This window comes from Arthrobacter sp. zg-Y1171 (assembly GCF_025244845.1).
Classification (GTDB): domain Bacteria; phylum Actinomycetota; class Actinomycetes; order Actinomycetales; family Micrococcaceae; genus Arthrobacter_B.
Genome location: NZ_CP104264.1, coordinates 1 through 26,332, shown reverse-complemented (window position 1 = coordinate 26,332; position 26,332 = coordinate 1). Strand labels below are relative to the sequence as shown.

The 26,332-nt window shown below is 63.9% G+C and carries 22 protein-coding genes and 2 tRNA genes; 8 read left to right on the top strand and 16 right to left on the bottom strand.

What is annotated here, in order from left to right; all coding sequences use genetic code 11:
• Positions 1 to 30 precede the first annotated feature (30 nt).
• Genes N2L00_RS00120 through pknB form a run of 6 tightly spaced genes read left to right on the top strand, consistent with a single transcriptional unit; the run spans position 31 to position 8,546 of the window.
• Entirely contained in the window at positions 31 to 456 is a 426-nt protein-coding gene (locus N2L00_RS00120) for an FHA domain-containing protein (protein WP_227932940.1), read from the top strand.
• 44 nt (positions 457 to 500) lie between these two features.
• Complete coding sequence (locus N2L00_RS00115) at positions 501 to 1,976, top strand: PP2C family serine/threonine-protein phosphatase (protein WP_255862209.1); 1,476 nt, start codon at positions 501 to 503, stop codon at positions 1,974 to 1,976.
• The gene (locus N2L00_RS00110) at positions 1,976 to 3,394 is read left to right on the top strand and encodes an FtsW/RodA/SpoVE family cell cycle protein (protein WP_255765528.1); all 1,419 of its coding nucleotides are present in this window, start codon (positions 1,976 to 1,978) and stop codon (positions 3,392 to 3,394) included. The genes N2L00_RS00115 and N2L00_RS00110 overlap by 1 nt, the downstream gene beginning before the upstream one ends.
• The gene (locus N2L00_RS00105; RefSeq protein WP_255862210.1) at positions 3,391 to 4,830 is read left to right on the top strand and encodes a penicillin-binding protein 2; all 1,440 of its coding nucleotides are present in this window, start codon (positions 3,391 to 3,393) and stop codon (positions 4,828 to 4,830) included. Before N2L00_RS00110 ends, N2L00_RS00105 begins: the two co-directional genes overlap by 4 nt.
• Entirely contained in the window at positions 4,827 to 6,650 is a 1,824-nt protein-coding gene (locus tag N2L00_RS00100) for a protein kinase domain-containing protein (protein WP_255862211.1), read from the top strand. Before N2L00_RS00105 ends, N2L00_RS00100 begins: the two co-directional genes overlap by 4 nt.
• Before the next feature lie 6 nt (positions 6,651 to 6,656).
• On the top strand, positions 6,657 to 8,546 hold the full coding sequence (pknB, locus tag N2L00_RS00095) for a Stk1 family PASTA domain-containing Ser/Thr kinase (RefSeq protein WP_255862212.1): 1,890 nt from the start codon (positions 6,657 to 6,659) through the stop codon (positions 8,544 to 8,546).
• On the opposite strand, the gene N2L00_RS00090 is transcribed toward pknB, so the two are convergent.
• From N2L00_RS00090 to N2L00_RS00080, 3 genes are read right to left on the bottom strand one after another with little or no spacing between them, the layout of a single operon-like run.
• Positions 8,543 to 9,211, bottom strand: coding sequence for an aminodeoxychorismate/anthranilate synthase component II (locus N2L00_RS00090; protein WP_255862788.1), 669 nt, complete (start codon positions 9,209 to 9,211; stop codon positions 8,543 to 8,545). The genes pknB and N2L00_RS00090 overlap by 4 nt on opposite strands.
• 4 nt (positions 9,212 to 9,215) lie before the next feature.
• Positions 9,216 to 9,386, bottom strand: coding sequence for a hypothetical protein (locus N2L00_RS00085; protein ID WP_255765524.1), 171 nt, complete (start codon positions 9,384 to 9,386; stop codon positions 9,216 to 9,218).
• A 1-nt stretch (position 9,387) separates the two neighbouring features.
• Positions 9,388 to 10,104, bottom strand: a complete 717-nt coding sequence (locus N2L00_RS00080) for a class E sortase (RefSeq protein ID WP_255765523.1) — start codon at positions 10,102 to 10,104, stop codon at positions 9,388 to 9,390.
• 286 nt (positions 10,105 to 10,390) lie between these two features.
• Here N2L00_RS00080 and N2L00_RS00075 point away from each other — a divergent pair, with 286 nt between their 5' ends.
• On the top strand, positions 10,391 to 10,642 hold the full coding sequence (locus tag N2L00_RS00075) for a cell division protein CrgA (RefSeq protein ID WP_227920413.1): 252 nt from the start codon (positions 10,391 to 10,393) through the stop codon (positions 10,640 to 10,642).
• A gap of 460 nt (positions 10,643 to 11,102) precedes the next feature.
• On the opposite strand, the gene N2L00_RS00070 is transcribed toward N2L00_RS00075, so the two are convergent.
• Positions 11,103 to 11,924: a rhomboid family intramembrane serine protease gene (locus N2L00_RS00070; RefSeq protein ID WP_308219712.1), complete on the bottom strand. Its 822-nt coding sequence runs from the start codon at positions 11,922 to 11,924 to the stop codon at positions 11,103 to 11,105.
• Between the two features lie 103 nt (positions 11,925 to 12,027).
• The gene (locus N2L00_RS00065) at positions 12,028 to 12,570 is read right to left on the bottom strand and encodes a peptidylprolyl isomerase (protein WP_229951279.1); all 543 of its coding nucleotides are present in this window, start codon (positions 12,568 to 12,570) and stop codon (positions 12,028 to 12,030) included.
• A gap of 152 nt (positions 12,571 to 12,722) precedes the next feature.
• On the opposite strand from N2L00_RS00065, the gene N2L00_RS00060 reads away from it, so the two are divergent.
• On the top strand, positions 12,723 to 13,730 hold the full coding sequence (locus tag N2L00_RS00060; protein ID WP_255765521.1) for a hypothetical protein: 1,008 nt from the start codon (positions 12,723 to 12,725) through the stop codon (positions 13,728 to 13,730).
• Positions 13,731 to 13,828: 98 nt separating this feature from the next.
• Here the strand turns inward: N2L00_RS00060 and N2L00_RS00055 are convergent, their stop codons facing one another.
• The 11 genes from N2L00_RS00055 to dnaA all read right to left on the bottom strand — a co-directional run bounded on the left by N2L00_RS00055 (position 13,829) and on the right by dnaA (position 25,969).
• Entirely contained in the window at positions 13,829 to 14,752 is a 924-nt protein-coding gene (locus N2L00_RS00055; RefSeq protein WP_255765520.1) for a DMT family transporter, read from the bottom strand.
• Positions 14,753 to 14,885: 133 nt separating this feature from the next.
• A tRNA-Ala gene (locus N2L00_RS00050) sits at positions 14,886 to 14,958 on the bottom strand.
• A gap of 65 nt (positions 14,959 to 15,023) precedes the next feature.
• On the bottom strand, positions 15,024 to 15,143 hold the full coding sequence (locus N2L00_RS00045) for a DLW-39 family protein (protein WP_227920402.1): 120 nt from the start codon (positions 15,141 to 15,143) through the stop codon (positions 15,024 to 15,026).
• Between the two features lie 45 nt (positions 15,144 to 15,188).
• A tRNA-Ile gene (locus N2L00_RS00040) sits at positions 15,189 to 15,262 on the bottom strand.
• Between the two features lie 111 nt (positions 15,263 to 15,373).
• Positions 15,374 to 15,883 (bottom strand): DUF3566 domain-containing protein, encoded by a 510-nt coding sequence (locus N2L00_RS00035; protein WP_229951273.1) that lies wholly within the window; start codon positions 15,881 to 15,883, stop codon positions 15,374 to 15,376.
• A complete protein-coding gene (gene gyrA / locus N2L00_RS00030) occupies positions 15,880 to 18,534 on the bottom strand; it encodes a DNA gyrase subunit A (protein WP_255765519.1) in 2,655 nt (884 codons plus the stop codon). The genes N2L00_RS00035 and gyrA overlap by 4 nt, the downstream gene beginning before the upstream one ends.
• A gap of 69 nt (positions 18,535 to 18,603) precedes the next feature.
• Entirely contained in the window at positions 18,604 to 20,661 is a 2,058-nt protein-coding gene (gene gyrB / locus N2L00_RS00025; protein ID WP_370646960.1) for a DNA topoisomerase (ATP-hydrolyzing) subunit B, read from the bottom strand.
• Positions 20,662 to 20,927: 266 nt separating this feature from the next.
• Complete coding sequence (locus N2L00_RS00020) at positions 20,928 to 21,386, bottom strand: DciA family protein (protein ID WP_308219713.1); 459 nt, start codon at positions 21,384 to 21,386, stop codon at positions 20,928 to 20,930.
• Between the two features lie 64 nt (positions 21,387 to 21,450).
• Positions 21,451 to 22,635: a DNA replication/repair protein RecF gene (gene recF / locus N2L00_RS00015; RefSeq protein WP_255862215.1), complete on the bottom strand. Its 1,185-nt coding sequence runs from the start codon at positions 22,633 to 22,635 to the stop codon at positions 21,451 to 21,453.
• Between the two features lie 182 nt (positions 22,636 to 22,817).
• Complete coding sequence (dnaN, locus tag N2L00_RS00010; RefSeq protein WP_227920390.1) at positions 22,818 to 23,942, bottom strand: DNA polymerase III subunit beta; 1,125 nt, start codon at positions 23,940 to 23,942, stop codon at positions 22,818 to 22,820.
• A 605-nt stretch (positions 23,943 to 24,547) separates the two neighbouring features.
• Entirely contained in the window at positions 24,548 to 25,969 is a 1,422-nt protein-coding gene (gene dnaA / locus N2L00_RS00005) for a chromosomal replication initiator protein DnaA (RefSeq protein WP_146359770.1), read from the bottom strand.
• Positions 25,970 to 26,332: the final 363 nt, after the last annotated feature.

Here is a 26,332-nt window from a genome sequence, read left to right as displayed (position 1 = left end):
CGCTACGGCTTCCTGATCCTGCTGTGGATCATGGTGGTCAGCGTAGTCGGCGCCATCCGGCGCGACCTCGCCGTGGGCAGCCGCAACCGGACCGGGACCCCGACGGCCCGCCAGATCCGTAAAGACCCGAACCTTGAACAGCGTGCGCCGGCCCCCGGCAAGGTCACGCCCAGGGAACTCGTAGTGACGGAAGGCCCGCTGCGCGGCACCACACTCGACCTTGCCGCCAGCCCCATCCTGCTTGGAAGGGCACAGGAAGCAACCCTCGTCCTGGAGGACGACTACGCCTCCGGCCGCCATGCCCGCCTCTTCCCCCAGGGCAGCCGCTGGTTCGTTGAGGACCTTGGTTCAACCAACGGAACCTATCTCGGCGGAAGCCAACTTACCCGGGCGTTGCCCGTCGAACCCGGTGTGCCGATTCGCATCGGTAAGACGGTCATCGAATTGAGGCCCTGACAGTGGCCCTGGTCCTCAGATATGCAGCACGGTCCGACGTTGGAATGGTTCGTTTCAAGAATGACGATTCCGCCTACGTCGGCCGCTACCTCGCCGTCGTCGCCGACGGCATGGGCGGCCATGCAGGCGGCAACGTCGCCTCGGCCTCCACCGTGCTCGATCTGGTCCACTTGGACAGCAGTGTCCACGAGGATGAACCCCTGACCGTCCTTGCCGATGAAATCCAAGCGGCGAATTCGCTTCTGTCCGAGTTGGTGACCACCAGCCCCCAGCTCTCCGGCATGGGAACCACCGTCACTGCGCTGCTGCTGCATGAGCAGCGCCTGGCACTTGCGCATATCGGCGACTCCCGCGCCTACCGGCTCAAAGACGGCCGGTTCGAACAGATCAGCATCGACCACACCTTCGTGCAGCGGCTTATCGATGAAGGGCGCCTGCAACCCGAAGAAGCCGAAGTACATCCGCATAAGAACGTCCTCATGCGCGTGCTCGGTGACGTTGATGCCAGCCCCGAACTGGACCTGGCCACTTTCGACGTCGAGCCCGGCGAACGCTGGCTGCTGTGTTCGGACGGCCTTACTGCCGTCCTGCGCGACTCCGATATCGAGGGCGTTCTCCGCAGCACCTCAGACCTGCAGGAGTGCGTGGACACCCTGGTTGAACTCACCCTGGCCGGCGGTTCTCCGGACAACGTGACAGTGGCAGTCATCGAAATAGACGAGGACCCCGACGCCGGCTCCGCACCGGCAACCGCTCCGCTCTCCGAATTGACCTCCCGGGACAATGCGTACCGTCCGACGGCTGCGGTAGCCGCGGCGCCGCCCGTGACCGAGGACGAGTCTGGACACCGCACGGATAATACCGCTGCCCGCGACGACGCCGACGACGCCGAAAGTGAGCGCGAACGCGCCCAGCTGATCCGCCAGGATCTGGCCTCCCGGCCGCACGTATTGGTCGGCGCGGCTTCCCTTGCCACCGAGACCGGTGAAATTCCGATCGTCACGAAGCGGTCCGCCGAGCGGCGCGCTGCCCGCATGCTGACCCACAAGGCGGAATCCGAGCAGCAGGGAGAGCAGGAGACCGGGGATTCGCCCCGTACCGGTTGGAAGCGCTGGCTGCTGCCGGCATTCCTGACCGTGGTTGCGCTGCTGCTCGCCGTCGTCGTGTGGCTCGGCTACACCTGGACGCAGACCCGCTACTACGTGGGCTCCTATGAAAACCGGGTCGCCATCTACAACGGTGTCTCCCAGACCATCGGACCTATCCAGCTCTCGCATGTCACCGACGTCTCCGACATTCCGGTGGACAGCCTCTCCGAATATCACCGGAACCGGGTGGAGGACACCCTTCCTGCCCGGGATCTTGAGCATGCCGGCGAGATAGTCAGCGAGTTGCGGGACACCGCCAAGGCGGTCCTGTGTCCGCCGGTAAACACCGATTCCCCGACTGCTGCGCCTTCACCGGGTGCGACTGCTGCGCCCGAAACCGACCAGAACAGTGCCTGCGGAGGTGAGCAGTAATGTCGGATGTCCTCACCGTGCCTAAACCGCGCCGGAACATCGAAGCCCTCCTCCTCCTCGTTGCGCTCCTGGTCGGAGTGGGAGCCAACATGATTGTCGGCCTCGACGAAGACCGTGCCTTCGACTCCGATTTCTGGGTCCAGGGCGGGACGCTCATGGCCCTGGTAATCATCTTCCACCTCGTGCTGCGCTTCCGTGCCAAATATGCCGATCCGGTAATACTTCCCATTGTGACTGCCCTTAACGGCATCGGGCTGGCCATGATCCACCGCCTGGATATCACCAACGGCGATGATGCAGCTGACCGGCAGCTGTTGTGGAGCACAGTGGCCGTGGCGGCCGGAATCGCCGTGCTGTTCATCATCAAGGACCACCGGATCCTGCGCCGCTACACCTATATCTCGTTGATCGTCAGCGCGATTCTGTTGCTCCTTCCGCTGATGCCGGCACCCGTGGGCCGCGAGATCAACGGCGCCCGGATCTGGATCAACGTTGGCATCGGAACCTTCCAGCCCGGCGAGATCGCCAAGATCACCCTGGCCATATTCTTCGCCGGGTATCTATCCACCAACCGTGACCTCATCCTGCTCGCGGGACGGAAGGTCGGGCCGCTGCAGTTCCCGCGCATGCGGGACCTGGGCCCCATGCTCGTGGCCTGGCTCGTCAGCATCGGCGTGCTGGTCTTCCAGCGGGACCTCGGCTCGTCCATCCTCTTCTTCGGCCTGTTCATGGCCATGATCTACGTCGCCACCAGCCGCGTGAGCTGGGTACTGATCGGCGTGGGCCTGCTCGCGGCGGGCGGATTCGTCGCCCTCCAATTGTTCAGCCACCTGCAGGCCCGCATCCACGGCTGGCTGAACGCCTTTGATCCCGAGGTCTACAACGGGGCCGGCGGCAGCTACCAGGTAGTGCAAGGGCTCTTCGGCCTGGCCAGCGGTGGGCTTGTCGGTACCGGTTTGGGACAGGGCCGCCCGGATCTGGTGACCTTTGCGAACAGCGATATGATTATTGCCGCCCTCGGCGAGGAACTGGGCCTGATCGGCATCTTCGCGATCGTGCTGATGTTTGTGCTGCTGGTATCCCGCGGATTCCGTGCCGCCCTGGGTACCAAGGACGGTTTCGGGAAGCTCCTGGCATGCGGGTTGTCCTTCATCATTGCCTTGCAGTGCTTCGTGGTGATCGGAGGCGTTACGCGCCTGATCCCGTTGACCGGATTGACCACCCCGTTCATGTCGGCAGGCGGATCATCGTTGCTGGCCAACTGGATCATCGTGGCGCTCCTGCTCATGATTTCCGACGCTGCCCGCCGGCCCACGCCTACCGGCCCGCTGGCCACCGATATGGTCCCCGCCATGTCCGATTCCCGGTCCGGCGCTCCTGCCCGTACCCGGCGTTCCCCTAAGGGAGGAGACGAATGAACCAGGCTATCCGTAACAGCTGGGTAGTGGCCCTGGCAATGTTCGTGCTCATTCTCGGTTCGCTGACCTACGTGCAGTTCTTCGCCGCTGAGAAGCTCAACACCAACCCGAACAACAATCGGGCCCTTTACCGTGATTTCGGCGAACCCCGCGGCTCCATCCTTGTGGACGGCAAGGCGATCGCCGAGTCCGTTCCCTCGGACGACCAGTTCAATTACCAGCGGGTCTACAACAGCCCGGAGCTGTATTCGCATCTGACCGGGTATTTCAACCTGAACAACACCACGCAGCTGGAAATGACCATGAACGACGAGCTGTCCGGCAACAGCTCCCAACAGTTCAACGACAAGCTGGTCCAGCTCTTCTCCGGTGCCCAGAGCCAGGGTGCTTCGGTGGAACTGACCATCGATCCGGAACTCCAGCAGCTGGCCTACGACCTTATTCCCGACGGTCAGAAGGGATCCATCGTCATGATGGACCCGAAGACGGGCGATATCCTCGCCATGGTCTCCAAGCCCACATATGACACCAATCTCCTGGCCGGCCATGACACTGCGGTGCTGGGTGCCAACATGGAGGCCCTGACCTCCCAGCCGGGCCTGTCGCCCTACACGAATCCGGCCACGCAGTCCCTGCTGGCCCCCGGGTCGGTCTTCAAACTCGTGGACACGGCAGCAGCCTTGGAGTCTGGAAAATACGACGCCGAATCCGTGATCCCGAATCCGCCGGAATTCCCGCTGCCCGGAACCAACATCTCCCTTCCGAACTTCACCACGGGCGCCTGCTCGGCCCGGTCCGAGGCAGACTTCGCCTTTGCCCTCGCCTGGTCCTGCAATACCGTCTTCGCCCAGGTGGCACTGGATCTGGGACAGGACAACATCGCAGCGCAGGCCAAGAAGTTCGGTTTCGATACCTCCCTCCAGATCCCCAACGAGGTTGTGGCCAGCCATTTCCCCGAGAACGAGGACGAGGCGCAACTGGCCCTCGCCTCGATCGGACAGGGAAGCGTGACCGCCACCCCGCTGGAGGTCGCCATGATTTCCGCAGCCATCGCCAACGACGGCGTGCAGATGACCCCCAACCTGATCCGCAGCGTCCGCGCTCCCGATTTGTCCGTGATCGATGAACCGAAGCCCACTGAATTGAATACTTCCGTCAGCCCCGACACAGCCCGTCAGCTCACCGAGTGGATGGTCGGCGTCGTAGACAACGGCTCGGCCAAATCTGCCCAGGTCCCCGGATTCAAGGTGGCCGGCAAGACCGGCACGGCCCAGGTGGACGGCCGGGGAGACAATGCCTGGTTCACCGGCTTCGCGCCGGCCGACGATCCGCAGGTGGCCATTTCCGTTGTTATGGAAGACGTGGACCTGGCCACCGGTGCCCAATTGACCACTCCAAGCGCGCAGAAACTCCTAGAGGCGGTGTTGAATAAGTGAGGCCTACATCGGGTATCACCTTAGGCGGCAGGTTCCAGCTGACCGACCGTATTGCCATTGGCGGTATGGGCGAGGTCTGGAAGGCACGGGACCTTGTCCTGGGCCGCATTGTTGCCATCAAAATCCTCAAGGAGGAGTACACCGGGGATCCGGGCTTCCTTAACCGTTTCCGGGCGGAGGCCCGGCACACCGCACTGCTCAACCATCCCGGCATTGCCAATGTCTTCGACTACGGCGAAGAGGACGGTTCGGCGTACCTGGTCATGGAACTTGTTCCGGGCCAGCCGCTGTCCAGCATCATCGAGCGCGACAAGGTGCTCTCGCCCGACCGGACGCTGTCCATCATCGGCCAGGTCGCCACTGCGCTTGCCGTAGCCCACAACCAGGGCCTGGTGCACCGCGACGTGAAGCCGGGCAACCTGCTCATCATGCCCGACGGCAAGGTCAAGATCACCGACTTCGGGATCGCCCGCCTGGCCGACCAGGTGCCGTTGACCGCCACCGGTCAGGTCATGGGCACTGCCCAGTATCTGGCTCCGGAGCAGGCCACCGGACAGCAGGCGACGGGTTCCAGCGACATCTACGCGCTTGGTGTCATTGGCTACGAACTCCTTGCCGGCCGCCGTCCCTTCTCCGGTGAATCCCAAATCGCTATTGCCCTGGCACAGGTCAACGACACGCCTCCGCCGCTGCCGGAAACCATTCCGGAACCGGTGCGTGCCCTGATTATGTCCATGCTGGCGAAGGACCCGGCGGACCGTCCGGCCGACGCCGAGTCGCTGGCCCTTGCTGTCGCCGCCATCCGCCGCGGAGACATCCATGCAGCGCAGGAAGCCGTCCCCGGCATGCTGCTCTTCGGATCCTCCACCGGCGCGGTTACGGCCCCGGTGCCCACCACCGGTACGTCAGCCACCCGCGTGGTGGACACCGCACCGTCGACGTCGGCACTGCCCACGGTCGCCGGCGCGTCCGTGGCCGATGCCCGCACGGGTGAGCTTGCCGCGTCCCGTGATTGGACCGACGAAGACGATGTCGATTACGACGACGGCGCCCCGGGGGACGTCGAAGAGGAAAAGCGCCGCAGCCCCTGGACGATCCCGCTGATCGCCTTGCTCGTGCTCATTCTGGCCGGCGTCGTGGCGTTCTTCGTGCTCACCGGCTCCGAGGGAGACGAGGATCCGGCCCCCGCCGCGAGTTCGTCAGCCACCAGCTCGCGCAGCCCCTCGCCTTCCAAGACCACAGCGAGTGCAACCCCGTCCGAAACGCCCGACGAAATCCGCATCGATTCGGCCACCTACGAGGGCCGGCCCGTAAACGATGTCTACTCCGAGCTGATTGCCCTGGGCCTTCAGGTGGAACGCCTGCCGGTCTCGGACGCGACCATCCCGGAAGGTTCCGTCATTGAGGTCAATCCCTCCGGAACGTTGAGCCGCGGGGATGCCGTGACCATCATCTACTCCTCGGGCCCGGAACTTGTTTCCGTCCCTGCCCTGACAGGACAGCCTGAGGCGGCGGCACGCCAGCGCATCGTCGATGCCGGCCTGATGCCGGTCAACGGCGGCACCCAGCAGTCCGATGCCACCCCGGGCACCGTCGTGGGGGTCAATCCCACCGAAGGCGCTACCGTGGCGCGGGGCTCTTCCGTCACCTACTACATCGCAGAAGCCGCCCCTTCAGCTCCGGCACCGGCTCCGCCCACCTCGACTCCTTCCGCCCCGGCGGCTGGGAACGGCGCCGGGACTGGATCCAATCCGGATACCGGTACCAGCCTGAATCAGCCCGGCGGCGCCAGCATGACCGGCCCTACAGGCAGCAGCTAACAGACCATGAGCGCAGAATTCCTTCGAGGGCAGCCCACCCTCAACACTGATAACGTCCTGAACGGGCGGTACGAGGTGGGTGAACTGATCGGACGCGGCGGAATGGCCGACGTCTACCTTGGGCGGGATATACGCCTGGGCCGGACCGTGGCTATCAAGGTGCTGCGGCCGGACCTGGCCCGTGATCCGCTGTTCCAGTCACGCTTCCGGCGCGAGGCACGAGCCGTGGCGGGGCTGAACCACCCCTCCGTTGTGTCCGTATATGACACGGGCGACCAGGAGTCCGCCTCGCCGCGGGACGACGTGCGGCTGCCCTACATCGTGATGGAATACGTTCCGGGCCGGACCCTGCGCGACCTGCTCAAGGCAGACGAGCTCACCATCGAGAAGTCCATTGACTATTCCCTCGGAGTCCTCGCCGCCCTGGATTACAGCCACCGTTCCGGGATCGTCCACCGCGACATCAAGCCGGCCAACGTTATGGTGACCGCCGACGGCGGGGTAAAGGTCATGGACTTCGGCATCGCACGTGCCATGGCGGATTCAGCCGCAACCATGACACAGACCCAGGCCGTAGTCGGTACCGCACAGTATCTGTCCCCCGAGCAGGCCCGCGGTGAAACCGTGGATGCCCGCAGCGACCTCTACTCCACGGCATGCCTGCTGTTCGAGCTGCTTACCGGCCGGCCTCCGTTCATCGGTGAAAGCCCCGTCTCCGTGGCCTACCAGCACGTCCGCGAACAGCCCGTCACGGCCAGCAGCCTGAACCCCGAAGTTCCAGCCGCCCTCGATGACGTCTTGAAGCGCGGGCTGGCCAAGGACCGCGACCACCGTTATCAGACCGCCCGGGATTTCCGGGAAGCTCTGCTTTCGGCGCGCGACGGCGGACCCGTCACCGCTGCAACGCAGGCGATCTCCGTGGCACGGCCGGCGGACCCCGCCACCGTTGCCATGACCCCTGCTCCCGAGGACGAACCCCGGACACGGGCCATGGCCAAAGTGCTCGCCGGCGGATCGCTCCTTTCGGACGATGACCATCCCCGGACGGAAGACCACCCGGTCCTTCCCATCGGATCCACCGGCGACCGCGACCCCCAGCAAAAGGCCCGCCGGCGGGCCTGGATCACCGTCTTCAGCATTCTTGTGGTCCTGGTCCTCGCCGTCGGCGGATTTGTCGGATGGAACATGATCAATGCCAAACCCGCCGCACCCGTAACGGCAGCCGTACCCCAGGTCGAGGGCAAATCCCAGACCGATGCCATGAACGCCATTATCAGCGCGGGCTTCCAACCACCCCGGATCAGCGAGGAATACAGCGACAGCGTGGCCGAGGACCTGGCCATTCGCACCACTCCGGCGGGTGGCGCTGAGGTCGTCAAGGATGAGAGCATCACGCTCTACATCTCCAAGGGCCCTTCCAGCATGGTCATCCCGCAGGATCTGGTGGGAATGACGGAATCGGGTGCCCGCGACGAGCTTCGCGGGCTCGGCCTCAAGGGCGGGGCCACGATCGGGGGCAACAGCTCCACCATGGAGTCGGGACGAGTCCTCGGCACCGACCCTGCTATCGGCGAGACCGTCCCGGCAGACAGCGAAGTCGACATTGTGGTGTCCACCGGACGGGTAACCGTTCCGAATCTCGAGGGGATGCCTTGGGAGCAGGCCCAGGAGAAACTACTCGATCCGGCGCTCCTCCTGACTCCCAAACGAACGGAAGTCGAATCCGCCGATGCGGCACCCGGCACGGTCATCGCGCAGAGTATTCCCGGCGGCACGGACGTGGCCCCCGGAACTTCCGTGGTCCTGTCGGTTGCCAAGGCGCCGGCTCCGGAACCGACGCCTGCTCCGACAGCCTCGCTGTCCAGCACACCCGCCACCCCGCCGGGACGGCGCTAGGCGCGGACGGAAGTCCCGGCCTGCGCTGAGCTCGAAATGAGCGGACTCAGCGTGGCCGCGTGGGCCGCCGCTCCAGTCAGTCCGGCTGACTCCAGCCAGTTGCCCAGCATCCGGTAGCCGCCCTCGGTGAGGACGGACTCGGGGTGGAACTGCACGCCGGACAGCGGTGCTGCCGCATGCTGCAGACCCATGATGATTCCGCTGGCCGTTCGCGCCGTCACCCGCAGCTCGGCGGGAATGCTGTCGTTGACAGCCGCCAGCGAGTGGTATCGAGTGGCGGTCAGCGGACTGGGCAGACCCGCAAACACATCCTCGCCGCCGTGTTCCACGAGCGAGGTCTTCCCGTGCATCAATTCAGGCGCGTGCGTCACCGTGCCGCCGTACGCTTCCGCCAGCGCCTGGTGGCCCAGGCAGATGCCGAGCATCGGCGTTGCAGTAGCTCCGCACCAGCGGATCAGGTCTACCGACACACCCGCCTCGCCCGGCGTGCCCGGGCCCGGGGAAACCAGCACTCCGTTGTGGCGGGCAGCCAGCTCAATCGCGGACTCCACACTCAGGTCATCATTGCGGATCACCGTGGTCTCCGCCCCGAGTTCCTGCAGGTAGCCCATCAGGGTATAGACAAAGCTGTCATAGTTGTCGACCACCAGGATCCGGGTGCTCATGGTGCTAGGAACCGCCAATCGTTGAATCCGTCAGTGAGGGAAGAAGGCTGGTCTCGGCAAGCCAGGGGAAGACATACTCCATCAGGGCCAGCACGGCCGCGGCAATCAGCACCGCGGAGAGCAGAATCCGGAACCACAACGGTCCGGGAAGGTGCCGAAACAACCATCCATACATTTTAGCGACCTCCGGAGGCATTGGCGGCAACGACGTCTGCGATAGCCGGCGGGGGACCGGCGGACAGAGGCTGCCAGGAGTCCAGCCGGGCGTAGGCGATGATGCGCTCCTGGGAGCCGAAACGCGGGTTGCAGCTGGTCAGGGTAAGGAACCGTTCGCTGGGGATCGCTGCGGGCTCTGTCGGGACGGCTGCGATCACATCGACCCGGTCGGGCAGCACTATCTGGGTATTGCGGTAGACGTAGTCGTAGTAACCGTCCGCCGTCTGAACGTAGATGTGGTCTCCGGGTACGAGGGTGTGGATGGGATCCAGGGCCTTGCCGTGGGTCTGCCGATGGCCTGCAACGGCAAAGTTCCCAACCGCCCCGGGCATCGCGGTATCCGGATAGTGGCCCAGCCCCAGGCGGTCCAGCACGGCCGTCCCGACACCGCTGGTCACCGGAGCGGCATAATCCGCCCCGAAGCGGGGAACATAGACGACGGCGAATGTCTCGCCTTCCTCAGTTGGCGGGTCCAGGACCACCGGATCTCCGTAATCCTGGGGCGAGGAAGCCGGCGGCGGAACTGCGGGGAGGTCGAAGTCCTCGAACAACCCGTCGATGGCCTCCTGCTGGGCCCGGTTTGAGTCAATGTTGGTCCACCAGAGCTGCCAGGCGACAAACAGCGCCAGGACGATTCCCAGCGTGATCAGGAGCTCTCCGGCTACCTGGACCACCATCCGGCCCTTTCCTCCCGTACGGCGCGGGGAAGCACTACGCCGACGTCGGTGCTGCGTGGTGGTAACGGATGGCTCGGCCAACGCTCTCCTTTTGGCTGGTACCGGTATTTCACGGCCTCAGGGAACCCGGGACAGCTTGGCCGCGGAATTCGCTAGGATAATCAGAATAGGGATGACCCTAACAGGTCCGCGCATTGAAGGAGACTTCTCCTGCTCGGGATCTGGTCGTCCCGGCCCATGACTACAACCACCGGCGTCTGCAGAGCCGGTTCCGCTAGGAGGATCCGTGCCTGAGTCCAAATCCCGCAAGAAGCCTTCCCGCCCCGCAACCCCCGCACAGACTGCGTCAGTGCCCAAGGAAAACCCTGTTTGGTACAAGCCGGTCATGTTCGGCCTGATGATCCTCGGCCTGCTGTGGATCATCACGTACTACATCACCCAGGGGGAGTACCCGGTGCCGGCTTTCGGTGCCAGCAACATCCTGGTGGGCTTTGGCATCGCGATTGTGGGCTTCCTGATGACGACGCGCTGGCGCTGACGTTCCGGCGTTCGTACCTCGGGCTTCCCGGTGCCGTTTTGGCGCCGGGAAGCCTTTTTCTTTGCCCTGACGACCGCTATCCCCGGTTTTCCACGTTGTTCACAGGTTGTGCACGGAGTTATCCACAGGTGTGGGAAACTCTGTGGGTTACTTCGGCAACTTCCTTGCAAATAAAGGGAAGGAGGTTATCCACACCTGTGGAATTACATGTGTGTAACTCCGTTCAGCCTATGGATAACCCTGTGGATCAGCGGCCGGGCACGAAAATTACAACGATGTAGGTTATTAACACTGTGGGTATCCCTGTGGATAACTTTCGGGTGCCCGGAGCTCCCCGGGGGCTTCGTCCCGGCACCCCGGGCTAAACGGGTAGACACGCCGCAGAGATCGGCGGGCGTTAAACATCTGTGCCCGCCGTCAGTGACGGCGGGTACGCAAGTCGATGTCTTATCCCGTGGGACTACCCGGGGATAATCAGCGCCGGAGGTTGCCAAAGCACACCCGCGACCACGAGTACCAGCACCACTCCCGCAAGCCCGGCAAACTGAATGGCTGTGCGGTGCTTTCCCCTGGGTGTATAGGCCAGGATGGCCGCGCAGGCTGCACCCGTGATCAGACCGCCCACATGGGCCTGCCAGGCGATCCCCGGGACCACGAATCCAAGGACCAGGTTCACCGCCAGCAGGATCAGCAGCGAACGCAGCTCGCCCTGCCGCTGCCGGATCACCACGAACAGGGCGCCGAAGAGGCCGAACACGGCACCGGAGGCGCCCACCACGGCCACCCCGGGATCCGCCAGGTACATCACGCCCACAGAGCCGCCCAAGGCGGAGATCAGGTACAGCAGGGCAAACCTGACGCGGCCGAACAAGGGCTCCAGGCTGCGGCCCAGGAACCAGAGGGCGTAGAGATTGAAGGCAATGTGGATGGGGCTGCCCTGGGAATGCAGGAACGCTGACGTCAGCAGGCGCCACGGCTGATAATCGGTCAGCACGGGTGCGTAGAAGAAAGTGCGCGTAAATTCCGGCAGCAGCAGCTGCAGCACGTAGGCCACGGCACACACCGCCATGATGGTGATGGTCACTACCGGTTTTCCGCCCGGGGCGACGCGCCCGCCGAAGGGAGTCCGGTAGGCAGGCTGGGTCTTGCGCTGCTGGTTGAAGCAGTCCACGCACTGGACGCCTACTGCAGCGTTCTGCTGGCACTCGGGGCAGGCAGGGCGCCCGCAGCGCTGGCAGCGGATGTAGCTGACCCGGTCCGGATGGCGGGGACACACGGGCACCTGAGAAGCCGGCACCTCGGCCGGCACACCATATGACATTGCTGGAACTCCCGGATTGACGAAAAGCCCCGGCCGAGAATTCGGCCGGGGCACTTCGAACAGGCTAGAGCTGTTCGACGGTAATGCTGTTGATAACCACGTCTTCGGCCGGCTTGTCGCGTCCGTCGGTGGAAACCGCGTTGAGCTGGTCAACGAGTGCACGTGACTCGTCGTCGGCAACCTCACCGAAGATGGTGTGCTTGCCCTGCAGCCAGGTGGTGGGCACAGAGGTGATGAAGAACTGCGAGCCGTTGGTGCCCCGGCCCATCTGGACACCTGCGTTGGCCATCGCCAGCTTGTACGGCGCGGAGAAGTCGAGATCGGGGTTGATCTCGTCGTCGAACTGGTAGCCCGGTCCGCCTGTGCCGCGGCCCAGGGGGTCCCCGCCCTGGATCATGAAGTCCTTGATGATGCGGTGGAAGATGGTTCCGTCGTAGAGCGGACGGGTGGTCTTCTCACCGGTCGCCGGATCGGTCCACTCGATTTCGCCGGTGGCCAGGCCAACGAAGTTCTTGACCGTCTTGGGGGCATGGTTACCGAACAGGTTGACACGGATGTCGCCCATGGAAGTGTGGATGGTTGCTTTTGCTGTAGGAATAGCAGTCATAAGGACATTGTTCCACGGCACTTCCGTGTGTGGGCGGAAACGGCCTGGTTCAGCGCACAGTGAAAACCGCGCCCTGTCAGGGCCCTTGATAGCAGAGACCCGCAGGAACACGTAGGCTAAGGCTGAAACGACAACTATCCCGGGAGGTAGTTTTGAAGAAGGACCGCATCACCCATGATCTCGAAGCCAATGTTGCAGCAGGCATCGTGACTGCCCGCGACTGGGCAACACCCAAGGTCGACGCAGCCAAGGGCTGGGCCGTTCCGCGGATTGAAAAGGGGATCGAGACCGCATCCCCGAAGATCCAGGACGGCATCAAGCGCGCTGCTGATGAAATCGCCCAGGGCGTAGCCACCGTCACGCCCCGCATCCAGGGCGGGCTCGAGAAGGTTGGGCCGCGCATCAGCCACGCCGTGGATGAAGCCGCTCCGCGGATCCAGAACACCCTGGACCGTGCCACCCCGGCACTGAACACGGCCAAGGACCGGGTTGTGGATGATTACATTCCCGCCCTGTCCACGCGCATCGGGGTTGCCGCAGACAGCGTTTCGCGCAGCCTGACGGCCGCCAACGTACCCGTGCAGACGGCCGTTGCGAAGGTCACGGGCAACAAGAAGGCACTGAAGCGGGCACAGAAGGCGGCCGCGCAGGCTGCCAAGGAAGCCCGCAAGAGCCAGAAGGGCGGCGGCAAGGGCTGGCTGGTCTTCGGCATCATTGCAGCGGCAGTAACGGCCGGCGTGGCCGCCTGGCGCGCTTCCCGCCCGGTCGAGGATCCGTGGAAGACACCGGCCCCCAAGCCTGCCGCCGGTACCGGCGCAGCGCCCAAGCCGGCTACTACCACCCCGGCAACGGCTCCTGCCAGCACCGGTGCTTCGTCCACCGCTGCGGCTAAGCCGGCCGAGGCCGCCACACCCGTCGTTGAGGTGCCCAAGCCGACGCCGGCAGCCAAGCCCGCCGCGAAGACCACGGACGCTGCTGCGCCCGCGCCGTCCGAAACCGCGGAGACTGTAGCCAGCATCAAGGAAGCAGCCGAGCGCGCTGCGGCCCGTTCCGGCGAGAAGGCCTCCGATGCCGGCAAGCACAGCAAGGAAACCGCAGGAGACGCCAAGGGAGCTGCAAAGCCCTCCGGCGCCCATTCGGAGAACAACACCGGCAAGTAGCAGAACCGGCTCGGGCATCGGCTAGGACCGGTCCCGGGACGAGTACAGAGAAGGAGGGCTCCGCCATAGGCGGAGCCCTCCTTCTCTGCTTCCCCCGCCTAGAGCTGGTCCCCGCCCAGGGCCGGCGGGGCGGGAGGAGCCGGACGGGCATTTGCCCCGGTTCGTCGGCGGAGCCTGCCCTGGCCGGCCACAACCACCGTCAGTCCGACCAAAATCAGTGCCAGCCCCGCGTAAGTACCGGCGGGAAGCTGTTCGTGGAGGAAGACGGCCGCCAGGATGGCCGCTCCCGGGATCTCCAGCAGGATGATCATTGACACGACCAACGGACTGATCACGGCCAGCAGGTGATTAAACACGGTATGGCCCAGGATCTGAGCCACCACGGTTACTCCGAGGATCCCTATCCAGGCCGCCGGCGGGAAGCCGACGATAGGCTGCCGGAAGGCTGCGCACAGGGCCAGCAGGAGCACCGCGCAGGCGCCGTAGCAGAGGGTTGTATAGGTGCCCGTAGACATGGATTCCCGGGCCTTCCCGCCGGCAATCGTGTACACGCCCGCCAGGGCGCCTCCGGCCACGGCGAGTACGTCGCCGATGAGGGCCTCCCGGGACAAACCCAGATCGAACCCGGAAATCACCAGCACGCCTGCAAATGCGGCTGCGAGTCCCGCGAGGACCACGGGCGGAACCCGGATGCCCCTCAGCACATTGAACAACGCGATCCAGCCTGCCTGCAGGCATACCAACGCCGTGGCAGCCGCAACAGACGTCAATTGCAGCGACGTGATGAAGCAGGCGAAGTGCAGCGCCAGCGCCACAGCGGCAATAGCGGTCCACTTGTAGTCCCGGGCAGTGAGCTGTCCGAATTCCCGACGCCGGCCCAACACCGCCGGTGTACCCATCAGCACCGCGCCGATGGCATTGCGCCAGAAAGCGATGGCCAGGGCTGGAGCCGCGGTAGCGGCCATAATGGGCCCGGAGGCGGAAACGCCCAGCACTCCTACCACCGCGAGGAAAATATTCACAGGCCAACACTAGTGCAGGAACCGCGCTGCCCCGGCGCCGCGGCGGGGAGGGATCCCGGCGCTGAGACGGGCACTCCTGACGGTTAAACGCAGAAGGTCCCCGCTCCTAAGAGCGGGGACCTTCTGTATTCGGTGGAGGCACGGGGACTCGAACCCCGAACCCCCTGCTTGCAAAGCAGGTGCGCTACCAATTGCGCCATGCCCCCGAAATGAGAACTTACCCAGTATAACCTACTGTTGCCTCAGGTTATGACCGGAAAGCTATTTGGTTTTAGTCGACCTTGTCGGTCGATTCTTTCCAAACGGCCTTCTCAGCGGCAGTTTCCTGCCACTTCTTGAAAGCAAAGACTCCCGCAGCCGCAGCTGCCGTTACTGCCAGCAACTTCTTCACGGAATCCTCCTTGCCGTTGTGGTCCACCTTTTGCAAAGTGTTCCGTGGGCGTACCAGGACTTGAACCTGGGACCTCTTCGTTATCAGCGAAGCGCTCTAACCGCCTGAGCTATACGCCCCGAACCTCTTCGGGCCGAGATATGACTTTACCGTACCTTCGGCCCGGCGCCAAATCGAGTGGTTTTCCGGTTCCGGAGGCGCTGTTTGAGCTCCTCCGGAACCGGAAAACGCTAGTCGTCCGTCAGTGTCACGCCAATGCCGCCCACCAGGGTGGAGGCGATGTTGTACAACACGGCCGCGAGCATCGACAGTGCCGTCAGCAGCAGGACGTTCACCACTGCGATGATGGTCGCAAAGGAAACCACCTGTCCCAGCGAGGCAAAGTCACGGAGGTCGAAACCGCCGGACTCGCTGCCGGCAATCTCGCCCAGCAGGGTGTTGACGCGGTCAAAGATCCCGGTCAGGTCCAGTACGGTCCACAGCACGATGGCAGCCACCACGGTGACGACGCCGAGTGCCACCGAAAGCAGGAATGCCATCTTCAGGACGGACCAGGGGTCAATCTTGCTGACCAGCAGCCGGGCCTTGCGGGCCTTGGCCTTGGGCGCCGGCTTCACCAGCGGCTGGCGGTTACCCGAGGTGCTCTGACCCCCTCCAGGACGCTGGGCGGGGCGGGCGGGGGTTTTCACCCGCGGCCCGCCGCCCGAGGACGACCTGGGGCTTGGGTTGGTCGAGCTCACTCGCTACCTCCATCTTGTGCTGACTGTGCATCGGGCGCAGCCGTTTCGTCTGTAGACAACGGTACTTCATCGCCTGCGGGCTCCACAGGTTCCGAACCGGCCGCTGCCGGAGCCGCCGCAGTTCCGTCCGCTGCTTCGGCGTCCTCTTCGATGGCGAGGTCGCGCTCGGAGTTCCGGGCAACAGCGATGATCCGGTCATTTTTGTCCGGCTTTGCGAAGATAACGCCCATCGTGTCTCGTCCCTTGGACGGCACGCCGGTGACGGAGGAACGGACTACCTTGCCGCCCTGCATGACCACCAGTACTTCGTCCTCTTCCTGGACCACCATGGCGCCGACCAGGTGGCCGCGTTCCTCAGCGAGCTTGCCAACCTTGATGCCGAGGCCGCCGCGGCCCTGGACACGGTATTCGTCCGAGCTCGTGCGCTTGGCGTAGCCGCCTTCGGTCACTGTGAAGACAAACGAATCCTCGGTGACGACGTCGGCCGCCAGGAGTTCGTCGTCTTCCCGGAACTTCATGCCCGTAACGCCGGACGTGGCCCGTCCCATCGGGCGCAGGGCGTCGTCGGTGGCGGTGAAGCGCAGCGACTGGCCCATGCGGGAGACGAGCATCAGGTCATCCGTTTCGGAAACCAGCTGGGCCGAGACCAGCTCGTCGCCGTCGCGCAGGTTGATGGCGATGACGCCGGCGGACCGGTTGGTGTCGTAATCCGCCAGCCGGGTCTTCTTGACCAGTCCGCGCTTGGTGGCAAGCACCAGGTACGGAGCGGCGTCGTAGTCCGGCAGCGCCAGGACCTGGGCGATGTGCTCTTCGGGCTGGAAGGCCAGGAGGTTGGCCACGTGCTGGCCCTTGGCATCCCGGCCTGCTTCGGTCAGTTCATAGGCCTTGGCCCGGTAGACCCGGCCCAGGTTGGTGAAGAACAGCAGCCAGTGGTGCGTGGTGGTGACGAAGAAGTGCTCGACGACGTCGTCCCCGCGCAGCTGGGCGCCCTTGATGCCCTTGCCCCCGCGGGCCTGCTGACGGTAGTTGTCGCTGCGGGTGCGCTTGACGTAGCCGCCGCGGGTGATGGTGACCACCATTTCCTCTTCGGGAATGAGGTCTTCCATGCTCATGTCGCCGTCATAGCCCATGAGGATGTGCGTGCGCCGGTCATCGCCGTACTTGTCGGCGATTTCCTGCAGTTCCTCGCTGACAATCTGCCGCTGGCGCTCGTCGGAGGCCAGGATGACGTTGTACTCGGCGATTTCCGCTTCGAGCTTGGCATGCTGGTCCTGGATCTTCTGGCGTTCCAGGGCAGCGAGGCGGCGCAGCTGCATGTCCAGGATGGCCTGGGACTGGATCTCGTCGATTTCCAGCAGGCCCATCAGGCCGTTCCGGGCGTCCTCAACGGTGGAGGAGCGGCGGATCAGCGCAATGACCTCGTCCAGGGCGTCCAGGGCCTTGAGCAGGCCGCGCAGGATGTGTGCGGCTTCCTCGGCCTTGCGCAGCCGGTACCGGGTGCGGCGGACAATGACTTCGAGCTGGTGGGTGACCCAGTGCCGGATGAACGCGTCCAGGCTCAGGGTGCGGGGTACGCCGTCCACGATGGCCAGCATGTTGGCACCGAAGTTGTCCTGCAGCTGGGTGTGCTTGTACAGGTTGTTCAGGACCACCTTGGCAACGGCGTCGCGCTTGAGCACAATCACCAGGCGCTGGCCGGTGCGGCCGGAGGTTTCGTCGCGCATATCGGCGATGCCGGTGATCTTGCCGTCCTTGACCAGTTCGGCGATCTTGACTGCCAGGTTGTCCGGGTTGGCCTGGTAAGGCAGCTCGGTGACCACCAGGCAGGTGCGGCCCTGGAGTTCCTCGACATTGACCACGGCACGCATGGTGATGGAGCCGCGGCCGGTGCGGTAGGCATCCTCGATGCCCTTGTGCCCAAGAATCTGGGCGCCGGTCGGGAAGTCGGGGCCCTTGACCCGGCGGATCAGCTCTTCGAGCAGCTCATCATTCGGGGCATCGGGGTTCTGCAGGTACCACTGGACGCCGTCGACAACTTCCCGCAGGTTGTGCGGTGGGATGTTGGTGGCCATGCCCACGGCAATGCCGGAGGAACCGTTGACCAGCAGGTTCGGGAACCGGGAGGGCAGGATGGTCGGTTCCTGGTTGCGGCCGTCATAGTTGTCCTGGAAATCGACGGTTTCCTCGTCGATGTCGCGGACCATCTCCATGGCCAGCGGAGCCATCTTGGTTTCCGTGTAACGGGGGGCTGCGGCGCCGTCGTTACCCGGGGAACCGAAGTTGCCCTGGCCCAGGGCCAGCGGGTAGCGCATGGTCCAGTCCTGGATCAGGCGGACCAGGGCGTCGTAGATCGCCGAGTCACCATGCGGGTGGTACTGGCCCATTACCTCGCCGACCACGCGGGCGCACTTGTTGAAGGAGCGGTCCGGGCGGTAGCCGCCGTCGAACATTGCGTACAGCACGCGGCGGTGCACGGGCTTCAAGCCGTCCCGCACATCGGGAAGGGCGCGTCCCACAATGACCGCCATGGCGTAGTCAAGGTAGGAGCGCTGCATCTCGGTCTGCAGGTCGATCTGCTCAACCCGGTCAGTCAGTGCGGTCCCGGCGAGGGGAGTCTCTTCCCCGGTTACCTCGGGAGTCTCATCACTCATAGTTCTGCTTCCGTTTCTAAGTCGCTAAAGTCCATGCTCTCCGGCAGCCAGTCGCCGGCACTGAATCCGCTAGATGTCCAGGAAGCGCACGTCCTTGGCGTTCTGCTGGATGAAGCTGCGGCGGGACTCGACGTCTTCGCCCATCAGCACGGAGAAGACCTGGTCCACGGCCGCCGCGTCATCCATGGTGACCTGCAGCAGCGTGCGGTGGTCGGGGTCCATGGTGGTGTCCCAGAGTTCGGTGTAGTCCATCTCGCCCAGGCCCTTGTAGCGCTGGATGCCGTTGTCCTTCGGCAGGCGCTGGTTGTTGGCCAGGCCGCGGGCGATGACTTCGTCCCGCTCCCGGTCGCTGTAGACATAGTCGTGGGCGTGGTTGGACCATTTGATCCGGTACAGCGGCGGCTGGGCCAGGTACACGTAGCCGTTTTCAATCAACGGACGCATGTAGCGGAAGAGCAGCGTCAGCAGCAGGGTGGTGATGTGCTGGCCGTCGACGTCGGCATCGGCCATCAGCACGATCTTGTGGTACCGGGCCTTCTCGACGTCGAAGTCCTCGCCGATGCCCGCACCGAATGCGGTGATCATGGCCTGGACTTCGGCGTTGCTGAGGGCGCGGTCCAATCGGGCACGTTCCACGTTCAGGATCTTGCCGCGCAGCGGCAGGATGGCCTGTGTTTCGGGGTTGCGGCCGCGGACTGCCGAACCGCCTGCGGAGTCGCCCTCCACAATGTAGATTTCCGACTTCGACGGATCCTTGGAGGAGCAGTCCTTCAGCTTGCCGGGCATGCCGCCGGATTCCAGCAGGCCCTTGCGGCGCGTGGATTCACGGGCCTTGCGGGCCGCGAGGCGGGCCTGGGAGGCCTGGATGGACTTGCGGATGACGTCGCGGGCCGGGCCCGGGTTGCGCTCGAGCCAGTCACCGAGCTGGTCGGTGACCACCCGCTGGACAAAGCCCTTGACCTCGGAGTTGCCCAGCTTGGTCTTCGTCTGGCCTTCGAACTGCGGTTCGGCGAGCTTAACCGAGATAACGGCGGTCAGCCCTTCGCGGATGTCATCGCCGGTGAGGTTGTCATCCTTTTCCTTGATGATGTTCTTCTCGCGGGCGTACCGGTTGATCAGGGACGTCATGGCGGCACGGAAGCCTTCTTCGTGCGTTCCACCCTCATGCGTGTTGATCGTGTTGGCGTAGGTGTGGACGCTCTCGGAGTAGGCGGTGGTCCACTGCATGGCCATTTCCACGGCCATCTTCTTGTCCGAGTCCTCGGTTTCGAAGGCGATCACATCATCGTGGACAACTTCGACCTTCTTCGCGGAGTTCAGGTACTTGACGTAGTCCAGCAGCCCGTCCGCGTAGAGGTAGTCCACCGTGCGGTGCTTCGGAGCCGCATCCTCGTCAGTGGCCTCGGCGATTTCCTCGGTTTCCTCTTCCAGCGTCCGCTCATCCGTGAGCCGGATGCGCAGGCCCTTGTTCAGGAAGGCCATCTGCTGGAAGCGGGCACGCAGGGTTTCGAAGTCGAACTCGGTGGTCTCGAAGATGTCCGGATCCGGGTAGAACGTCTGGGTAGTGCCGGTTTCGCTGGTTTCTTCGCCCTGGCGCAGTTCGCCGACGGGGTGGCCGCCGTTCGCGAAGCTCTGCTTCCAGACAAACCCCTGCCGGCGTACTTCAGTTTCCACCCGTTCAGAGAGCGCATTGACCACGGAGATACCAACGCCGTGAAGGCCGCCGGACACTGCGTAACCGCCGCCGCCGAACTTGCCGCCGGCGTGCAGGATGGTCATAACAACCTGGACGGTGGGGATGCCTTCGGTGGGGTGCATGTCCACGGGAATGCCGCGGCCGTTGTCCGTGACGCGCACGCCGCCGTCGGCCTGCAGGACCACCTCGATGTGGTCGCAGTAGCCGGCCAGAGCCTCATCGACGGAGTTATCGACCACTTCGTACACCAGGTGGTGCAGGCCGCGGGGGCCCGTGGAACCGATGTACATGCCCGGGCGCTTTCGGACTGCCTCAAGGCCTTCCAGAACCGTGATTTCATTCGCGCCGTATTCCACGGGGGTGGCCTTTTCCGGCACTGCGTGGTCCTCTGGTGTTACCTCTGAGTTGTCCATCTCATTGTCGTTAGCCACAGGTGCTGTCGACTCCTCTTGTGTTCGTCAGAATTGAAGCCTCCCCAGCGGACAGGCATCTCCACTCTCAATTCTACCGCGCCGCAAGGGGCAAACCTGTCCAAAACACCCTCTGGCAGGCCACTAATGATGCTTTGAAGCGAATTGGAGCCGCCCGGATAGGGGCGGATACCAGCAAGGGGGTTCTCCGGCCCCTAACCGGCTCCTGTACGGGCGGGATTTTCGGTCCCTGCCGCACCGAGGCTCCGGATGCCAGGCTGTCCGGCTTACCCGTAGGTATCCCGGGGGCCCCGCCCCTTGACGCTGCGCAGGCCCTTGCGCCAGTTGGGCGCCGCCGGACCGATGACCTCGATCTTGGTGACGACGCCGGAACCGAGTTCAGCGTCGAACCGGGCAATCAGGGTGTCCCTGAGGAGCCGGAGCTGGGTGGCCCAGGCCGTCGAGTCACACCGAACCTGCACCGTGGTGTCCTGGAACGACTCCGGCTTGCAGTGGGCGCTGACCTCGCTTCCCACCAGCTCCTCCCAGCGGGAAATCACCGATCCGACGGCGACGGGAGAGTTCCAGCCGCGTTCATTCACGAACCGGGTGAAGACATTGCCCAGGCCCTGCGGATCCCGCCCGACATACTCTCCGGGAACAAAGGGCGCCTGCCTGCCTCGGCCGGTCTTGCGACGGGTGGCCGGGGTGCGTTGATTCCCGCGGGCAAGGGCTGCCTGGCGCATGCGGTTCAATTGCTCCCGCGCCGCATCGGGCCGTTCCCCGGGATCCTCGCCGGGGGGAACGGGATCAGGAGACGGGCACACTGACGCCTCCCGGGATGACGTTGATGACCCGTCCTGCCAGTGATTCCGGAATGTCGTCACCAACAGCCGCAGTCACCAGCACCTGCTCGGCTCCAGCGACAATTCCGGCGAGCCGCTGCCGGCGCTGCACATCCAGCTCCGCAAACACGTCGTCCAGGATCAGGATCGGCCCGGCACCGGGGGTGGGATCGTCGCTGGTCAGCAGGTAGTACGACCCCAGGCGAAGGGACAGTGCGAAGGACCAGGTTTCCCCGTGGGAGGCGTACCCCTTGGCGGGCGCCTTTCCGAGGACCAGCTCCAGTTCGTCCCGGTGCGGACCCACCAGGGAAATCCCGCGGTCCAGCTCGCGCCGGCGGTTGGCGGCAAATGCCTGCAGGAACCGCACGGTGAGTTCCGGCACCGTCAAGGAATACAACTCGTCCGGATCCTGGGAACCCTCCACGGCGCCGTCGTCGTTGACGGTTCCCTGCAGTGTGGACCGATAGACCGCCCTGGCAGCCTTTGAACCGTCGGTAAGGTCTCGATATGCCGCCTGCAGGTGCGGCTGCAGGCGTTGGAGCGCCTCGAGCCGAGCGGCCACAAGCTCGGCGCCGGCTACAGCCATGTGCTGGTCCCAGACGTCCAGTGTTGCCTCGTGGGCAGAGGTGAAGCGACCTGCGGCCCGTGCTGATTTCAGCAGGGCGTTCCGCTGCTTCAGCACGCGGTCATAGTCCGAGCGGGTTGCCGCATGGCGCGGTACCAGGGAAACAATCAACTCATCCAGGAAACGCCGGCGGCTGCCGGGATCACCCTTGACCAGCGCCAGGTCTTCAGGTGCGAAGAGCACCGTCCGGCACAAGCCCAGGATGTCCCGGGCCCGGACCGGGTTGGCCCGGTTGATGCGGGCCCGGTTGCCGCGGCCGGGGTTCAGTTCCAGCTCCACGCCGGTGGCCTGGGAACCGCGCACCAGACGGCCCCTGATCAGCGCCTGGTCGGCGTCGAAATTCACCAAGGGGGCATCAGTGCTTACCCGGTGTGAAGACAGTGTGGCCAGATAGCCGATTGCCTCGACAATATTGGTTTTACCCGTGCCGTTGGGGCCGACAAACACCGTGACGCCCGGCTCGAGCCGGATGTCCAGCTGCGGATAGCTGCGGTAACCGGTAAGGGACAGGTGGTCAACGTACATGGGTTCCTGGTCCTTTCCTGTCCGTCGAGCCTGCCGCCGACCCTTCCGGCAGCGGATCCGCCGCCGCTCGACATGCCTTTGTCAAATTGTGTTACATCGGCATTGTTACGACGAATTTTTGCGCCGTCCTCCGCCGCTGCCGGATCGCAATGCAGCTGGTCCGGCGGCCAGGCGGCGGCGTCCTACTGGTTCGGCAGGCGAACCGGCATCAGCAGGTAACGGTAATCTGCCTGGTCGTCCCCGTTGAGCTCTTCCTGGGCCGAAATCACGGCCGGTTTGGGCGGCGTCGTGAAGGAGAAGCGGACGTACTTGCTCGGGAACGCGCCCAGGCCTTCGCTTAGGTAATGCGGGTTGAAGGCAACCGTGATGTCGTCGCCTACGAGTGCCGCTTCCAGTGCTTCCGATGCCTGGGCGTCTTCGCCGGTGCCGGCATCCAGGGAGAGCTGACCGTCCGTGAAGGCAAGGCGGACAGGGGTGTTGCGTTCGGCAACCAGGGACACACGGCGTACGGCTTCGACCAGTGCGGAGGTCTCTACAGTGGCGTGAATCGGCGTGTTTTCGGGGAACAGGGAACGGATTTTGGGGTAATCGCCGTCAACCAGAAGCGACGTGGTGCGCCGTCCGCCGCTTTCAAAACCAATGAGTTCGCTGTCATCCGACAGGGCGATGTTGAGGTCGCCTGCCCCGCCAAGGGTCTTGGCCACCTCGTTGAGCGTCTTGGCTTTCACCAGTGCACTGGTGGAAATCCCCGGAGTTGCGGGCTTCCAGGACAATTCGCGCAGGGCCAGGCGGTACCGGTCGGTTGCCAGGAAGGTGATGAGGTCATCTTCGATTTCCATGCGTACACCGGTGAGGATTGGCAGGGTGTCATCGCGGCTGGCGGCAATGATGACCTGGGAGACGGCTTGGGCGAAGGCATCGCCGTCGACGACGCCGCTCACCTCGGGCAGTGCCGGCAGTTCCGGGTATTCGGCTTCAGGCATGGTTGCCAGGTTGAACCGGCTGTTGCGGCAGGTCAGCGTGACCTTGGCCCCGTCAGTCTCCACTTCCACCGGAGCAGACGGAAGGCTGCGGCAGATCTCGGCCAACAGGCGGCCGGAGACCAGGATGGTTCCTTCTTCGCTCACATCGGCGGGAATCTGGAGCCGCGCGGAAATCTCGTAATCGAAGCTGGCAAGACTCAGCGAACCGTTTTCAGCCTTGATAAGCAGCCCCGAAAGGACCGGAACCGGCGGGCGCGGGGACAGGGAACGTGCTGTCCACGTGACGGCCTCGGCCAGGACATCCCGCTCAACTCGAAACTTCACTGAAGGGTGCCGCCTTTCGCAACGTACTTCTCAGTACAACTGATCTTGTCTTGAACTCGTCTTGAGCTGTGTGTAAATCGCGGAAGCATCCGTGGACCGGTCCAGTCCGTGCAGATCCCAAGGATGTAGCCATGGACGGACCGTACTCGTTTACATGCGAATGACAACCATACTCTGTGACAGCTTAGCCCCGTCCGCCGGTGTGCTGCACCGGGTTCTGTCCGGCCAGGGGAACGGATGGGGACCGTGCGAGTGGCGACCCCTCTCGTCAGAGAGGTTTTTTTGGTGTTCATCTCGGAGGGTTTGGAGTGTGCCGGAAGCATAGTTGTTATTTGGTGGAACCGAATTTCTTAAGATCCGTAGTGTTAATAACTCCTGTGGATACTGTGGATAACCCCCCGCACCGGGGCGTCCCGGCTGTTTAAGCCTGTTGATAACCTGTGGACTCGCTGCAGCGTCCGAGTCCGGGCCTGTTGGAAACTTTTTTAGGATTCCGCGTATCCACAGGGAAGTGTGCGTAACCACGGGTTGTCCACCGGGTTATCCACACCCTTGTCCACAAATGTTAATTTTGGGCCCCTGCGGGGCCCTGCCGTCCTACTGGCTCAGGCCTCGCGCTGCTGCTGTTTGATCCTGTTGGTCAGTTCGGTGACCTGGTTGTAGATGGCCCGGCGTTCGGCCATCAGCTCGCGGATTTTCCGGTCCGCGTGGATCACAGTGGTGTGGTCGCGGCCGCCAAGTTCCTGGCCGATCTTCGGCAGGGACATATCGGTCAGCTCGCGGCACAGGTACATGGCGATCTGCCGTGCGGTGACCAGGGTCCGGGTCCGGGACTTGCTGCAGAGTTCCTCAAGGCTGATCTGGAAATAGGCTGCCGTCTGCCCAAGGATGGATGCGGCAGTGATCTCCTGGGCGCCGTCGTCGGTAATCAGGTCCTTAAGGACAATTTCGGCCAGGCCCACGTCTACCTGCTGCCGGTTCAGGCTGGCGAAGGCCGTCACGCGGATCAGTGCGCCTTCAAGCTCCCGGATGTTGGTGGAGATCTTGGACGCGATGTATTCCAGGACGTCATCCGGAGCGCTCAGGCTGTCGCCGATGGCCTTCTTCCGCAGGATGGCGATACGAGTTTCAAGTTCCGGCGGCTGCACATCCGTCAACAGGCCCCACTCAAACCGCGACCGCATCCGTTCCTCGAAACCGGAAAGCTGCTTGGGCGGCAGGTCGGAGGTGATCACAACCTGCTTGTTGTGATTGTGGAGGGCATTGAAGGTGTGGAAGAACTCTTCCTGGGTGGCGTCCTTGTTGGCCAGGAACTGAATGTCATCAATCAGCAGGATGTCCACGTTGCGGTACAGCTGTTTGAAGCTGGCGCCTTCGTCATAGCGGATGGAGTTGATGAAGTCGTTCGTGAACTCTTCCGAATTCACGTAGCGGACGCGGATCCCGGTGTACAAGTGACGTGCATAATGCCCGATGGCGTGAAGGAGGTGGGTCTTGCCCAACCCGGAGTCCCCATAGATGAACAAGGGGTTGTAGGCCTTCGCCGGCGCTTCGGCCACGGCTACCGCCGCTGCATGGGCAAACCGGTTGGACGAACCGATAACGAAGGTCTCGAAGACGTACTTGGGGTTGAGGCGGCCGAATTCCTGGCTGGTGCTCGGCGGCGTCGGGGAAGGAGCACCGCTTTCGCCGGAGGGTACGGGGCTGGGGGCCGCCGGCTGCTCTTCGGGTTCCGGTTCGGCTTCAGCCACGGGAGTGAGGTCCGAGTCGATGACGAACGCACACTGGATATCGGCCTGGAAAACGCCGCGCAGGACTTCATCGAGGATGTTCTTCAGCTGCGTCTGCAGCACTTCACGGGTCAGTTCGTTGGGAACGGCTACCAGAAGGGTCGTGCCGATCAGGCCCTGGGCCTGCGCAAGCACCACGAATCCACGCTGTCGGGGAGTGACCCTGTCATCGGTCTCCAGAGTCCGAATGACCTTGCGCCAAGAGCTGCCAACATCGTTGATTTCGTCCGTACCCACAAAAACCTCTCATGACGCCCTGCGGCTGTCTAAGAAAACTCGGGATCCCGGTGGGGATCCCGGCACTTCATCCACAGAGTTATGCACAGATAGTGGATAAAGTACCCGTCGCCAAGCCTAGAGGATGATTTCCCTTGGTGGTAGCTGGAAATCCGCCTGCACAAGGGCCTGTTGGCTCTCTCACAGGACCTATGGACGCAGGATACCCACAGCAGTTGTCCACAGCTGTTGAAAAATCTGGGTGCACAACCGGATGTGCGGACTATCCACAGGGTATCCACAGTCCGTTGCGGGCTGTGGATTACTCCGGGGCTGAGCCCGGTTTGACTGGTGCCCCCGTCTCACCTAACGTTGAGTAGTCCT

What these genes read in the sequence shown, in the direction of transcription:
- N2L00_RS00020 (WP_308219713.1), bottom strand. Translation starts at nt 21,386, where the DNA reads ATGCGCCAGGCAGCCCTTGCCCGCGGGAATCAACGCACCCCGGCCACC.
- N2L00_RS00110 (WP_255765528.1), top strand. Translation starts at nt 1,976, where the DNA reads ATGTCGGATGTCCTCACCGTGCCTAAACCGCGCCGGAACATCGAAGCC.
- N2L00_RS00115 (WP_255862209.1), top strand. Translation starts at nt 501, where the DNA reads ATGGTTCGTTTCAAGAATGACGATTCCGCCTACGTCGGCCGCTACCTC.
- N2L00_RS00080 (WP_255765523.1), bottom strand. Translation starts at nt 10,104, where the DNA reads ATGGTGGTCCAGGTAGCCGGAGAGCTCCTGATCACGCTGGGAATCGTC.
- N2L00_RS00085 (WP_255765524.1), bottom strand. Translation starts at nt 9,386, where the DNA reads ATGTATGGATGGTTGTTTCGGCACCTTCCCGGACCGTTGTGGTTCCGG.
- N2L00_RS00105 (WP_255862210.1), top strand. Translation starts at nt 3,391, where the DNA reads ATGAACCAGGCTATCCGTAACAGCTGGGTAGTGGCCCTGGCAATGTTC.
- gyrA (WP_255765519.1), bottom strand. Translation starts at nt 18,534, where the DNA reads ATGAGTGATGAGACTCCCGAGGTAACCGGGGAAGAGACTCCCCTCGCC.
- pknB (WP_255862212.1), top strand. Translation starts at nt 6,657, where the DNA reads ATGAGCGCAGAATTCCTTCGAGGGCAGCCCACCCTCAACACTGATAAC.
- N2L00_RS00120 (WP_227932940.1), top strand. Translation starts at nt 31, where the DNA reads ATGGTGGTCAGCGTAGTCGGCGCCATCCGGCGCGACCTCGCCGTGGGC.
- N2L00_RS00090 (WP_255862788.1), bottom strand. Translation starts at nt 9,211, where the DNA reads ATGAGCACCCGGATCCTGGTGGTCGACAACTATGACAGCTTTGTCTAT.
- N2L00_RS00065 (WP_229951279.1), bottom strand. Translation starts at nt 12,570, where the DNA reads ATGACTGCTATTCCTACAGCAAAAGCAACCATCCACACTTCCATGGGC.
- recF (WP_255862215.1), bottom strand. Translation starts at nt 22,635, where the DNA reads ATGTACGTTGACCACCTGTCCCTTACCGGTTACCGCAGCTATCCGCAG.